This is a genomic window from Abyssicoccus albus (genome assembly GCF_003815035.1).
Classification (GTDB): domain Bacteria; phylum Bacillota; class Bacilli; order Staphylococcales; family Abyssicoccaceae; genus Abyssicoccus; species Abyssicoccus albus.
The window spans coordinates 22,450-35,386 of the sequence record NZ_RKRK01000006.1; the positions used below are offsets into that span (position 1 = coordinate 22,450).

General features: G+C 37.5%; 15 protein-coding genes. 1 reads left to right on the plus strand and 14 read right to left on the minus strand.

Annotated elements, in window-relative coordinates; all coding sequences use genetic code 11:
* The 8 genes from terL to EDD62_RS08400 form a co-directional block, all read right to left on the minus strand.
* On the minus strand, positions 1-1,812 hold the full coding sequence (gene terL / locus EDD62_RS08365; protein ID WP_123808608.1) for a phage terminase large subunit: 1,812 nt from the start codon (positions 1,810-1,812) through the stop codon (positions 1-3).
* A complete protein-coding gene (locus EDD62_RS08370; protein ID WP_123808610.1) occupies positions 1,802-2,290 on the minus strand; it encodes a phBC6A51 family helix-turn-helix protein in 489 nt (162 codons plus the stop codon). The genes terL and EDD62_RS08370 overlap by 11 nt, the downstream gene beginning before the upstream one ends.
* A gap of 2,855 nt (positions 2,291-5,145) precedes the next feature.
* Positions 5,146-5,763, minus strand: a complete 618-nt coding sequence (locus EDD62_RS08375) for a hypothetical protein (protein ID WP_123808612.1) — start codon at positions 5,761-5,763, stop codon at positions 5,146-5,148.
* Positions 5,763-6,347 (minus strand): hypothetical protein, encoded by a 585-nt coding sequence (locus tag EDD62_RS08380; RefSeq protein WP_123808614.1) that lies wholly within the window; start codon positions 6,345-6,347, stop codon positions 5,763-5,765. Before EDD62_RS08380 ends, EDD62_RS08375 begins: the two co-directional genes overlap by 1 nt.
* 63 nt (positions 6,348-6,410) lie before the next feature.
* Positions 6,411-6,767: a hypothetical protein gene (locus EDD62_RS08385; RefSeq protein ID WP_123808616.1), complete on the minus strand. Its 357-nt coding sequence runs from the start codon at positions 6,765-6,767 to the stop codon at positions 6,411-6,413.
* Between the two features lie 133 nt (positions 6,768-6,900).
* Entirely contained in the window at positions 6,901-7,161 is a 261-nt protein-coding gene (locus EDD62_RS08390) for a hypothetical protein (RefSeq protein WP_123808618.1), read from the minus strand.
* 1,610 nt (positions 7,162-8,771) lie between these two features.
* Positions 8,772-9,239 (minus strand): hypothetical protein, encoded by a 468-nt coding sequence (locus EDD62_RS08395; RefSeq protein WP_123808621.1) that lies wholly within the window; start codon positions 9,237-9,239, stop codon positions 8,772-8,774.
* Between the two features lie 9 nt (positions 9,240-9,248).
* Positions 9,249-9,599: a sigma-70 RNA polymerase sigma factor region 4 domain-containing protein gene (locus tag EDD62_RS08400; protein ID WP_123808622.1), complete on the minus strand. Its 351-nt coding sequence runs from the start codon at positions 9,597-9,599 to the stop codon at positions 9,249-9,251.
* 85 nt (positions 9,600-9,684) lie between these two features.
* On the opposite strand from EDD62_RS08400, the gene EDD62_RS09140 reads away from it, so the two are divergent.
* A complete protein-coding gene (locus EDD62_RS09140) occupies positions 9,685-10,068 on the plus strand; it encodes a hypothetical protein (RefSeq protein ID WP_148086849.1) in 384 nt (127 codons plus the stop codon).
* Here the strand turns inward: EDD62_RS09140 and EDD62_RS08410 are convergent.
* The 6 genes from EDD62_RS08410 to EDD62_RS08435 are packed head-to-tail and all read right to left on the minus strand — an operon-like array spanning position 10,065 to position 12,746.
* Positions 10,065-10,730, minus strand: a complete 666-nt coding sequence (locus EDD62_RS08410) for a DUF3310 domain-containing protein (RefSeq protein WP_123808626.1) — start codon at positions 10,728-10,730, stop codon at positions 10,065-10,067. The two genes, EDD62_RS09140 and EDD62_RS08410, sit on opposite strands and share 4 nt — an antisense overlap.
* 2 nt (positions 10,731-10,732) lie before the next feature.
* On the minus strand, positions 10,733-11,410 hold the full coding sequence (locus tag EDD62_RS08415; RefSeq protein ID WP_123808628.1) for a nucleoside 2-deoxyribosyltransferase: 678 nt from the start codon (positions 11,408-11,410) through the stop codon (positions 10,733-10,735).
* Positions 11,411-11,626: a hypothetical protein gene (locus EDD62_RS08420; protein ID WP_123808630.1), complete on the minus strand. Its 216-nt coding sequence runs from the start codon at positions 11,624-11,626 to the stop codon at positions 11,411-11,413.
* A gap of 3 nt (positions 11,627-11,629) precedes the next feature.
* Positions 11,630-11,824: a hypothetical protein gene (locus EDD62_RS08425; protein WP_148086850.1), complete on the minus strand. Its 195-nt coding sequence runs from the start codon at positions 11,822-11,824 to the stop codon at positions 11,630-11,632.
* Positions 11,817-12,083 (minus strand): thioredoxin domain-containing protein, encoded by a 267-nt coding sequence (locus EDD62_RS08430; RefSeq protein WP_123808634.1) that lies wholly within the window; start codon positions 12,081-12,083, stop codon positions 11,817-11,819. The genes EDD62_RS08425 and EDD62_RS08430 overlap by 8 nt, the downstream gene beginning before the upstream one ends.
* A 33-nt stretch (positions 12,084-12,116) precedes the next feature.
* Positions 12,117-12,746 (minus strand): 3D domain-containing protein, encoded by a 630-nt coding sequence (locus EDD62_RS08435; protein ID WP_249037363.1) that lies wholly within the window; start codon positions 12,744-12,746, stop codon positions 12,117-12,119.
* Positions 12,747-12,937: the final 191 nt, after the last annotated feature.

Here is a 12,937-nt window from a genome sequence, read left to right on the forward strand (position 1 = left end):
TTATCCTCCTCTCTTTCGTTCGTAACTTAATTTGTTTAAATATCGTGAATATCTTGCGTGTTTTGGTTCGTTAGACAACTGTCGGTTGTAGTAATTACCGAAGTTAGAGATTGTTCCTTGTGCATGGTTCGTAGCCAATCCATACGCCATTTCACAAGCGTCAATCATGTCGTCATGTGGCGCCATAGGGTACATAGTATACTGTCCGATAATGTCCGTCTGGTCGTACTTAAATCGAATACGTCCGTTGTTTACGTCCGGAGACATTGCTTCGATACGTAACGACTTTCTTGTACGTTGCTTAATAGGAGTCACTCGTAAATGTGCCGGATAACCTATCTCGTTCAATCTGTCCGACAATGTGTCTGCGAAGAACTCTTGTGCCATTTGTGTCTCGACTGCAATTCCTTCATACTGATAAATCTTTACGTTATCTATTATCGCTTCTAAGAACTCTTTCGGGTGTACCCTTTCGTTATACACATCGACGATATAACATACGTCTGTATGTATGTTTTTAGCGATTGTAATCATCGAACTAAAGTCGCCTTTTTCTTTACCCATGGCGAAGTCAATTCCGCAATAATACTCGAGTTCTTTTCCAAGTAAGTCTTTATCTTCGTAATACACGAAGTTCTCTGGCTTGAATATCTGTCGCTCTTCGTCCGTTGGTTCGTTCTGATACTCTTGGTTGAAGGCTTTCGCTCCCATGTTTACGAGTTGTACTACGAACCAATAATATCCGTAATACTCCGACCAAAGTAATTCCACACCTTCGTCCATCTTCTGACGATTATCTTCGTAGAATTGTTTCGCCTGTTCAACTGCGCCTTCTTTGTCCGATAGATAAATCTTCTTCCATTTCGTCCACATCTCCGTATTACTCGGAAACTTCTTAACGGCTTTGTATCTCCGACCTTCAAAACGTCTATCATTCCGAAGAACCTTATCGAGCAAACTGTCGTAACAAAGGATCGTTCCAATGTATACGGCTATACCATCGAGTGCCAATGCCGGAAGTGCTGTTTCGTTAAACCACGCTTCCATCTTTTTCATTTGCTCCGGAGTTGATACGTTTTCTTCGCCCTCTAAATCATCGAAGATAATTAATTCCGGTCTCGACTTACCGTAACGCATACCACGCATTTGCCCTCCGGCTCCTCGAGCCATTATCTTTACGCCATTAAGCGTCACATACTCTTGCTTGTTGTCGAGTTCATTCTTCGAAGGACTTTCGTGTAACAACATTCCGAAATCACGAATTAACTTATCGTTAAACTTAAACTGACGATTACCCCACGTAATAAATGTTCCTGCCATATCCGCCGTCTCTGATACGATTACCATGAACTGACGATGTTTATATACGGCTTGGTGTACCGGGAATATATTCGAAGCATATGCCGTCTTTGCGTGACGTCTAGGACACGCCCAAGCGATGTTATCGTCCTTTTCCTTACTAGATACTTTCGACAACATACCGGTCAATTCCTTGTGGAACTCCGACATATTATCGTAATTACTTCCTTTCGGAATTAAGTTTTCGTCGTTGTCTGGATTAGCGTCGTCCGAGAAATACTCTACGGAGAATCTTGCGACATCGAACTCGCACTCATTGATTCGTTTGAGTTGGCGAAGTTGTTCATCGACTGTAAAGAATCGTTCAACTTCTTTCGGACTTGCTTTTCCGTTCTCTATTATTTGCGATAGTAACGTTAATTCTTCCGTCAAGATTCGTTGTAGTTCTACACGCTCCTCACGGCTTCGTAAGAAGCCTTCTTCCGATAATGCTACGTTTATACTATTCGACATCTGAATCGCCTCCAGACGTCGTTATTTGACGTTCTGACGTGTGGTTAGGAACAACGTTAGATTCACGAAGTTCTTTAACACGTTGTTGTGCGTCCGTTAAATTGAACGTAACTGATACCGGACTTGAATCGCCTTGACTTGAATCGCCAAGTAGTCCGACAACCTTTGCGTATAAATCTAACTGCTTTGTCGAAGGATTCTTGCCCATTTGGTTCGATACTAATGTTGCGATAAACATAGGTACGTGCTTTCTAGCTTGTTGTAACGATAAGTAAATTACGTATTCAAGGAATCGTGGATCTTTATTCCATCGGTAGTATGTCGTTCTATCTACTCCGACTTCTTCGGCGATTTCCTTGTCCTTTAATAGCGTTACTTCGTTATCTGCGTCCGTCTTATATTCGATTACATTGCGAACATATAATTCCGCTGCTTTCTTTTGCACGTCCGATAAATCATCGAATGTATCGTTCTTCATAAGCACTCCTCCTTCCGTTTGTTTTTCGTTTATTTATTCAGTTATGTATGACGGAACATTGCCCAACTTTCTCGTAGTTTCATTAGGTGTTCCGTATCTTCTTCTATGTATTCCGATGTTTATATAATAATGCGTAATATATTTACGGATTAATTGATCCGTTCTTTACAAGTTCTACCGAATATATAATAATTATATCGAGGTTATATACGTCTATGAGAGAATCTTTGATTCTCGAATAGAGAGGCGAAGCCTCTATGGTTTTCTTATCCGTATAATATATAACGTTCTTTATTCCGAAGTTACTATATTATATACGGTATTAATAACGTTATTAAATATCGTTACTTGAAGACTTCGTCTTCCAACAATTCTTCGAATTGTTGACGAGCGTTTTTATTTATTACCGAATTTATATTAACCATAATCGGAAAATTATTTATCGTTATTAATAGCGAAATTAATTAAGGCGAAAGTTACTTACGTAAGTAATTACCCCTCATAATACTAAACTGTTGTGACGGGATTCATGTTCAAAAATAATTAAAATTTCTTTTAAAAAACTTTAAATTTATATAATCTGTATGGTTTTACCATACAACTATACTATATTTATCCCATTTATTTACAAATATAATTAAGACAAATCAACGTAAATTTTCGCCTATTTAGACGAAATATTCTCCCGAATTCCCCTTACGATTTTACATAAATTTACATCGCATAACTACTACCGACCGATAATTCCGTATGCAACATTCGAAACACACTTTCGTCTATTTAAACGAAAACAACAAACTTTCGCCTATATAGACGAAATATTGATACGAAAGCATTATTCGTCCATATAAGCCGTTTTAAGAGCGATAGATTACTTCCGAATACAATAACACCTAAAATGTAATTTCGTTGCAAATTGACCCGTCTCTGTCCGTCTGTGAGTGTGTAACGGAATAAGTAATTACGAAATTTACACCGAACCCTAGTTACGAAAAATTGCTGAAAATTTTCGAGCGTAGGAACATTACCGAATTGAAATCCGATTATTAAAATCACGTTACATTTTATCGTTTAAATATCGTGTTAATGTAACGTAATTTTAATATTTACGGACACAACTTCGCCTTTTCTTCCGATCAACTGCGCCATTATTACGTCATTTCCACTAAACTTCGGTACAAATTAGCGTAAATTGCTTACGTTTAAGCTGTTTTACGGTAGATTCTTCTGTACAACTACGGCACACATTGTGAAAATAGCTTTCGTATTATTACTTCGTATGTACTATCGTACATTACTTACGTAAATTAATTACGTAAATCACTACGAAAAGGGTTGACAACGGGATTTTAATAACGTAAAGTAGGATACGATACATAAAATACGGTACATTACTGCGTATGTTACTAACGTACTATGTTACTAACGTACATTACTACGTATGTTACTTCGAAAGATACTTCTAGCGTACACTTGGTACGATCTACTTTATTACGAATACATTACTTGCGTACAATTGGTACGAAGACATTACTTGCGAGTACATTACTTGCGACCCCAGTTGCGAAAAATTGGTCGAAAACTTCGGACATTAGGCATAGCGCCCAGCGAACACACTCCCGCCCCCTCCTCCGCCTATTGCTTCCCATAATATACATTATGTAAACCAAGCCACGCCATCGGAATTAGCATTCAACCGTTGGTATGACTACGTTTGATAGCTTTCGTTTGTGTTTCGTTCTTATGTTCGGTTAGTGACTTGCGACCGTGACGGACGAACATAGGTTCGGTTTCTTGGCTTCGCTTACCATGAACGTGTGACTTGATACGTTATCAACCTTACGTCACACAATCGCTAACACTGTTCGTATACGTTCGCATTACACATACGATACACACATACGATACATACAATCGTTACACACATACGATAGTATAGACTTACGTTACACATACGATACATACAAGCGTTACATACATACGTATCACATACGATACATACAAGCGTTACACACATACGATATATACATACGTATCACATACGATACACAACTACGATATACACATACGTTATCAATCAAACGGATTCGCACACGATACATACATACGTATGCAGCACGTCGTTGAGTAGTACGTTGCATACATACGTTATATACATACGTATAATATAGCTTGTATATACAGTAATATAATCGAACAATATAATACGGCAAATAACGGCACCAGCAATAACCACGCCACATATACCACCGATATATAACCACCGATATATAACCACGCCACAAAGCCACGCCATAATAAGCCGTGCTAAATAACCGCATACATAAATACGCCACCAGAAGCGCACAGACGTACCAAATTGCCACGCTAATTATAAACGGGTGTTATATATCGTTTATATAAAACGTGTCTAATATGACGCTTTAAATGGCGTATAAAGTCATACGGCATTTAATCACGGTAATATATACCACTGTAAATTAATGGATACTATAATACGCCACATAACCAGCGCCAACATATACCGAACAATAACCACGCTATATAATCGCATAAACGCTCCATATTGCCACGCTTTTAAATCATTAATGTTATAGGTCTATCGTTTTATTATCGTGATAATATGCGCCTTTAAATGCGTTTTAAAATTATCGTTATATTTGCCACGATAAAATAAAAAGCGGATCCGGACAACGTTAATTAAAACGCTGCAGGGATCCGCCTATATATTTAAGCATAAAAAAAAAGAACGCTATTAAATAGCGTTCTCAATTTATTATTTTTCGTTTGCTGCGCCAATGTATATCGTCAACATTACAATAGTTACTAAAATCGTAAATATCAAAAGTATAAAACTAGTCATTAAGTTCGCCACCTAACTGCTTTAGTAATTCCATAAACTCCGTTTTATCGTTCTTAAAATACAAGTCTACTAACTTTTTATAGTCGCCATATTCATCGACTTGTAAGTCTTTGACGTCCAACAAAATACTGTCAAGTATACTTATTATGCGGTCAAACTCTCGTATATCTTCATACGCTTCAAGGTCTTCAATGACAGTATGACCGTGTATATAGTCGGCTCCAAAGTCCGACAAGTCGAACATTTCAGCGTCCGGCACATTATCGACAATATAATACGTATTCAGTTCACGGTATGCTGGACCGGTAGCATTTTCAAATACGTTCTTGTAAAACGCTTCACGTTCTTCATGCGATTTAAAAGTAGAGTGAAATTTTTCGTTAAATATTTCGAATTCATTTTCGTTTAATCGTTCGGCGTATTCATCATAATCTACGCCAATATAGTCTAAGAATGAACGTTCAATCAAATCGAATCCAAGAAAGTCATAGCCCTTTCGCTCTTCTATTTCGTTATATAGGTCGGCGTAAGAGTACGCCCATATGTCTATCTCTTTTATTCCTAAGTCGCTGCGACCTTCAAACGTATATAATTCAGTTAAGTTATTCATTACGCTGTTACCTCCTTTAATCCTTCAACGTCAACCATTGCGCCGTACTTGTTAAATTTGTAGCCCATTTCAGCGCTATACTGTTCGATGAAATTGTCGTTATAGGCGTTGTCCTTAATTTCGTTCACAAAGTCCACCACTGCTTCTGTTAAAACTTCGCTCAAAAAGTCGTCAATGTCGCTATCTTTGTCCAACTTTGATAAGTCCGCATTACTCATAGCGCTATATACGTAATTATCAGTGTATACACCCGTCAACGACCAATCGTCCGCCAATTCTTTTATGTTGTTAAATTCTTTCAAAAAGTCTGGTAAATCCTCCTCTTCTTTCTCTTCATAATACCAATAACCACCGTATATATTACCGACGTCAACCGTTGACCTTCCGTATAAATCAATAGAATAGTTTGACAAGTTACCGTTTAATAGGCTTGTAACCTTTTCTAAAGTTTTTACTAAGTCATTTGACCACATAAATTCATCTTCCGTGTAAATATCCCTAACAATGTTTATAGCTTCAATTTTAGCTTCTCCACTAAGTTCGCCAATTTCATACGCTTCAATTACTTCGATAAATTTTTTCATTTTTTAATTACCACCTTTTATTATTTTTATTTTAAATCAATTATTCGTTTTATTTTCGTGTTATTATTCTTCCGTATATCCTTCATAGTCGTGTATGTCTCCGTTGTCCACAAGTTCCCAATATTCTGATGTAATGTCTCCGGCATTATCAAACATTAATTTATCCACTTCGTAATCGCTTAAACTTTCTAAATTACCGTATCCGTTAAAAATAAAATAATCGTCATAAATGTTAAATTCTGATGTCATACGTCTGGCTATTTCAGTAGGCGTTAAACCGTCCATAATTTCGTCGAAGCTATCCATATAATATGGTTCGATATTGTCGAACGTTCCATTATAACTAGTGACTTCTTTCATCATGTCCATTAATTCTTCCGCCGTGAATTCCTTCTCTTTCAATTCTTGTAATGTAATCATTTTAATTCCGCCTTTTCGTTTATTTTTCGTTTAATATTTATATGACTTAGTTGCCGTGTTCCTTATTACACTTCTTATTGTATAGTACTATATTCCTATTGTCAATACTATTTTAAAACTTTTTTAAACTTTTTTATTCAATCCCTATCAATTCATCAAAATCAAGAACCGTGCTACATGCGTCAATTTCTACCGTTTTAATACCGTTGACTTTTTTCGTTACAATTTCATCATGTGGGTAGTACGTAACTTGAATAGGCGTTCCATTTTCATCTTCTGTATAAGCTAGATTAATAAATCCGTTCTTGCGTTGTCTTTCGATTTCTTCATCGCTGTAACTTTCTTCATATTCCAACTCAAAAAACTCAATTAAATCTTCATTATTAAAAACCATTTTATTACCACCTTTTATTATTTTTCGTTTGGCTTTGCTTAACTGTCTATAACTATACAGTACTATATTACTATTGTCAACACAATTTATTAAAAAATATTAAAAAAGTTTTTTCTTCATCTAATACACATATGCGCACACACGTATATAATACATTAAAATATCGTTGTCAACCGTAAATATTATATTATTGTATAGCAGGTATAACAACGCTTTAACAAACTGAACACACAATCGTATATTAAGTAAAGCCGAAACAAATAAATCTGAACAGTGTTTAAAGGAACGCTTTAACGTATAGGCGTTTTACAAAATCGTGGCAATAATAACGAAAAATACAAACGGAACATTTTGAACGCTTTACACGAAGTTCCTTTAAACTTAGTTCCTTTAAACTTAGTTCCTTTAAACTAAGTTCCTTTAACGTATCAGAACAATCGGAGATGTAGCAATATAATTCCGTTGAATTGTCGTAAGAATGTTTTACACGAAGTTCCTTTAACGTAAAGTAGATTTACAGAATCGTGTCAATTTACACGAAGTTTTTTACACGTAGTTCCTTTAACGTAACGGCAATTTTCGGAGATGTAGCAACGAAATCGTAACTCGATCGAAAGAACCTTTGTACGAAGTTCCTTTATACGAAGTTCCTTTAAACGAAGTCCCATTAACGTAAAAAGAATCACGGAGATGTAGCAACGTAATAAATTATCCGTAAAACTAACGACATACTTTAACGTAAAAGGTCGTCACAGAATCGTCAGTACAGTAGGTCGCCAGACACGTATTAAATACACGAAGTTACTTTAAACGAAGTTCCTTTAACGTAAGAACAATCGAAGGAGATATTAACGTATCAAAGATCTCGGAGATGTAGTATTACGATAATATTACGAAATTACTACGGTAATGTTACGAATAACTATCGAACCAAATCATACTAATTATCTCCTCCGTAACACATCGTCAGAAGAACACAGACGCCACACACGAAGAGAAAACGAAGTTTAGGTACGATAACCCTCCGGATAAAAACAGACGCTTAAAACGGCTTATATGAACACGACAGAAAAACGACAACTTTCTCCGAAAAGTAATCGGAAGACAAACGCCCTCCCCCTTCCGTATAAAAACAACAGAACTATATAGAATAAGAATACTTTCGATAGACCCCCTTCCGCAGAAAAACCCGTAGTATCTTTAACGTAAGAAATTCATACGACACTCCCCCCGGAAGAATGGCGCAGAAAAACGTAGTTAATCAATCGTAAGAAATACAACGAAGTCTCCCCCTGTCTATGTACAGAAAAATACGGAGAAGTATTAACGTAAGAACTTCATGCGTATATCCCCGTCTTTATGGACGAAAGAAAAACGTAGGAAGTTTATCGTAAGTAAATCACGAAGCACCTCCCCCGTCTGTATGACGAAAAAACGTAGGATAATTACTGTAAGAAAAACTACGGACACCCTCCCCCGTGATTATAGGCGAAAAAAAAATCCGTAGTTTGTTTAACGTAAGAAATGATCCGAACACTCCCCCCCGAAATTAGGACGAAAAAATGACGGTAAATGTCGTAATTAAATACGTTCATCTACCGCCCCCTCTATCAAACACCTTTCGCATATCCTTTTTGCGAATCTTTAACACGCCATTTACGGACGTTTAACGCCTCTTCTTTTTCGATACGTAACGTACGTGTTGGTGGAGAGACATCTATTCCGTTGCTATCAACGTTAGAAGCGAACTCTAATGACGCTTCTCTCGTGGCTCTTTCGATAAGTTTTCTGTCGGTTAAATACGAGTATTCTCTGGATATAACTTCGGTATCTTTCCTGCGCTTGTTGTTTTCGTAAAGGATATAAGAAGTTAATATCGCTAATGCTCTCGGTTGTATATCGTAATACTCTACTTCGTCATAGTACCATCGTATTAGTTGGTCGACATCATTGATCCGATTGTCTACCGGAACTTCTTCTCCGTCAATACGTCTTCTTTCGTACAATTGTTCCGATATTTCGATAATGTTATCGTAGGTTAATTTCGGAACAATTACTCCGTTTAATTCTCGTGTCATATGCCCCTCCTAAAATTCTCGAATCTCTATGTCCGTATATGTGTAATTCGTTCCCTCTAATTCGTTTGTTATTTTCGCTAATGATCTTCTTATATTTCTTCCAAAAGTTACACGTTTCATATTTGTTCTCAAACATAATTCTTCCGTTTTATTTCCTCTAGTCTCTTCGTTAAGATAATATAGATAAAACGCTTCTCTTTCGTTTTCATTCAATTCAACGTCTTCTAATGCGTCATGAATATCGACCCAAATCTCGACGTGTGCTACGTGTGCCTTTTCTACGTATGTTCTAAATTCGTAGTATTGCTCGAAGAAGTTTCGGACAACTTCTGGCGAATACTCTCTGATATAATCTCCCAAAATAAACCTCCGTTCTTATTCGTTATTATTTCGTTGACAATAGTTATTATTTATCGTATAATAAAATCAAAAAGGAGTGTTACGAATGTCTAAATACGAATCAAGTTGGCGAGAAAATCTTCCAGAAGGATTCGAAATTGTATACCGCTCTCATGCCCCCACGATTTCCTTCGACGCTAACCATAAGAACAAGCGTTTCTACTTTAGCGTATCAGCCATAGAAACGTTAGGTTTGAGGAAGAATTCGTACATTGGCATGGCGTATAATAAGCTAGATGATACGATTATCATTACCACTAGAGGCGGATCAGTTTATCTCGATAAAAGCAGCTATGTGACGAGTAAAGACTTCGCCAAGAAAGCTGGATATGAAGACGGTATGCACTATTACGAATATATTCCGGAAGAATCCACCGAAATGTACAAGTTCTTTCGTAAAACAACCAAAGAGAAAGCTACGGGACATTAATTCTCCGTAGCAAACTCGATATACTTCATCGCCTTGCGTAAGTCTTCCGTTATATTTTCGTGTTTATGTGGCGCACGAGACAGGTACTTAATTGCGTTACCAATACAGTACGCTTGGAACGGATCATCGTAACCGGAAACAATCTCACGGATTAATTCTATCGTCTCAATGTTTCCGTAGTTGTAATGCGTAGGGTGGTGTACGACATCTTCTTCTTCTTCTTCTGGCATTTCAAAAAGAATATCCGTAGGCAAACTAACCGTAGGAAGTTCTTTCTCAATCTTTACATCGTCACTAGTGAACGAGAGACTGTTTGCGGTAATACCTGTCGAGTATTCTTTTAATGTCTTTGCTTTCGGCTCCATTTCACGTTTGATTACTTCGTAATTAACGTCTAAAATCTCGGCTAATCGTTCTTTACTTGCGTGGTAGTAATCTCGTTCCTTGTCTTCGATGATTTCTAACGTAAAGTAACGTTCGTTATGTTCCGAGTATAACGTCTCTCCGTTATATTGAGCGAATAAGTCTTCGTCAAAGTACCAAACCAAGCACGGACGAGCCATAGTCGGTTTGTTTGGAACGGTTGTATACGTCTTGTTTCCGTATTGAAATTCTTTCGTAATGATTTCTTTCGCTTCTTCGAATGTAAATAATCGTACCATAATTATTCGTCTCCTTCGTAGTTAGATTTTATTTTACTTGCGTCTATATATCCTTGCTTATAACCACGTTCATAATCATCGAGTTCTTCGTCATAGTCGTTATCAACAGTCGACGATTTAATACGTTCTAACTCTTCGTAAATCTCGTCCAGTTCGTAGAATCCTTTACCGTCAGACAAGTCCAACGCTACTCCATATACGTATTGATTGACTCCGAACTCTCTTCTGTCGCCAGATTGTTCCGAAGTGTTGGCACGTCTAATGTCCGTATTGTGTGGGAATACTTCTTGATATACAATGTCTCTTGCCCAATTAGTGATAACGTCATATGCGTCATCTTGATCGTAAATTCCTGCGTCTACACCATGATTAATATCACTAACCATTTTTGCGAAGTCCTTCATACCTTTGATTTGTCCGAGTTCAACAAGCGTTCCTTTACCGTTCTCGTTACAGTCGATAACAATAATGTCGCTAGTCTTAATACCGTGTGTATCGTTATGCACAATTCTCTCGGCTAGTCCTTCGTTGTCTACGTTCGCTTTGTCGTTAATACTTTCGTCCTCTTGTGGTGCGTACACCTTTAACCCAATATCACGTATTTCTTTCGCTTCTTTCTCTCGTTGTAGTTGTGCGCCAAAAGATAGCATATCTCCTGCTAAATAAACTTGTTTATTCATCTAATAATCCTCCGTTAAATGTTCTACTGATACGTCGTAACCTAATGCTTCTAGTGCGTCTACAACGTAGTCCTCATTGTAATCCCAATTATATCTTTCCGTCATAATATCTTCTTCATTTATCGAGATAGTTACATCGTACCATTCTTCGTAACAACAGCCGTCCGAACATTTATACTCAGTTCTTAGAATAGTTACAATCGCTGTACCTTTCATACGTTAGTCCTCCTTAATGTATCGTTCTTTAAGTTCGCCATAAATTCGTAAGATACAAAAGATTAAAAATACGGTAATGAAATTGTCGATTAGAAACCACGAAGAAACTAACTCGCCGTTAATTGACGAGACTTTCATCGCAAGTAATAATACGACAATTAGCGTCATTTCAGCGTAAGTAAATGCCGTCTTAACCATTATCGACACCAAACTTCGAAAGGATTCCGTCAATTGCTTCCGGATTATATCCTCCGACCTTTTCGATGATTACTCCGTTATCGTCTAACGCAATCAATACCGGAACTTGCATAACTCCGTACATTCCTGCGACTTCCATTCCTTCTGATTCTTCTACGGATAGTATTTCGTGATTAATTCCGTCTAATTTTCCTTGTAAGAATCTTTCGACCATTGAACACGGCATACAGTTACTTTTCTTTAATACGATTAATTTCATTTTATTCAATCTCCTTCGTTTATTTTTCGTTTATTACTTCAAGACTTCTACGGTAGCACTTGTTCGACCTAACGATCGTGCCGTAGATTTATCTCCGACAAGTATGTCGATTTTATTTCCTTTGATTGCTCCGCCCGTATCTCCGGCAATTGCTTCGAATTGTTCTCCGTTACCTGTCGTCACTCTTACGGTACTTCCTAACGGAATTACGTTCGGATCAACTGCGATAACTCTTTTACCGTTCACATACGTAGAACCTCTTACGTCTTGTCCTGTCGCTGTAAATCCACTACAACCGTTACAAGAAGCCGTATAGTATGTGGCGTTAGTCTTAACGACTTTTTTCGGATTCTGTTTCGATATTCCTTTATCCGATACTAAATTCGTTTGTTTCGGTTCAGTAGTTCGTTCTCTAGGTGTTTCATTCGATGGACTTCTCTCGGTAGTGCGAGTATCATTCCGATGATTGTCGTTATGATTAGCGCTATGATTGCTACGGTCAACTACTTCGACCTCCTTTACAGTTATTTCTTCTGTCGTTGGTTGTTCCGTCGTTATTTCGTTCGTTGATACTTCTTGCGTTGCTACTTCTTGCGTAGAAACTTCGGTAGTCTTAGGTTCCACAGTAGGTTCTTCAATCGTTTGTTTTTCAACGGAAACCACTTCATTCGATTTTTCTTCCGCTCTTTGTTCAGATACAACGGTTTCGGACGAACGTTCTTCCGTGGGTTCTTCGGTTGTTGGTTCTTCGGTTGTTGGTTCTTCGGTTGTTGGTTCTTCTGTAGAAATGGCGCTCTGAACTCGCTCATTCTCATCAGTCCTTTCTTTCGGTTGCTCTTTCGCTCCACATGAAG

Coding starts and splice junctions, on each gene's coding strand:
- EDD62_RS08410 (WP_123808626.1), bottom strand. CDS start 10,730: ATGGTACGATTATTTACATTCGAAGAAGCGAAAGAAATCATTACGAAA.
- EDD62_RS08380 (WP_123808614.1), bottom strand. CDS start 6,347: ATGAAAAAATTTATCGAAGTAATTGAAGCGTATGAAATTGGCGAACTT.
- EDD62_RS08415 (WP_123808628.1), bottom strand. CDS start 11,410: ATGAATAAACAAGTTTATTTAGCAGGAGATATGCTATCTTTTGGCGCA.
- EDD62_RS08420 (WP_123808630.1), bottom strand. CDS start 11,626: ATGAAAGGTACAGCGATTGTAACTATTCTAAGAACTGAGTATAAATGT.
- EDD62_RS08370 (WP_123808610.1), bottom strand. CDS start 2,290: ATGAAGAACGATACATTCGATGATTTATCGGACGTGCAAAAGAAAGCA.
- EDD62_RS08375 (WP_123808612.1), bottom strand. CDS start 5,763: ATGAATAACTTAACTGAATTATATACGTTTGAAGGTCGCAGCGACTTA.
- EDD62_RS08390 (WP_123808618.1), bottom strand. CDS start 7,161: ATGGTTTTTAATAATGAAGATTTAATTGAGTTTTTTGAGTTGGAATAT.
- EDD62_RS08425 (WP_148086850.1), bottom strand. CDS start 11,824: ATGGTTAAGACGGCATTTACTTACGCTGAAATGACGCTAATTGTCGTA.
- terL (WP_123808608.1), bottom strand. CDS start 1,812: ATGTCGAATAGTATAAACGTAGCATTATCGGAAGAAGGCTTCTTACGA.
- EDD62_RS08395 (WP_123808621.1), bottom strand. CDS start 9,239: ATGACACGAGAATTAAACGGAGTAATTGTTCCGAAATTAACCTACGAT.
- EDD62_RS08385 (WP_123808616.1), bottom strand. CDS start 6,767: ATGATTACATTACAAGAATTGAAAGAGAAGGAATTCACGGCGGAAGAA.
- EDD62_RS09140 (WP_148086849.1), top strand. CDS start 9,685: ATGTCTAAATACGAATCAAGTTGGCGAGAAAATCTTCCAGAAGGATTC.
- EDD62_RS08430 (WP_123808634.1), bottom strand. CDS start 12,083: ATGAAATTAATCGTATTAAAGAAAAGTAACTGTATGCCGTGTTCAATG.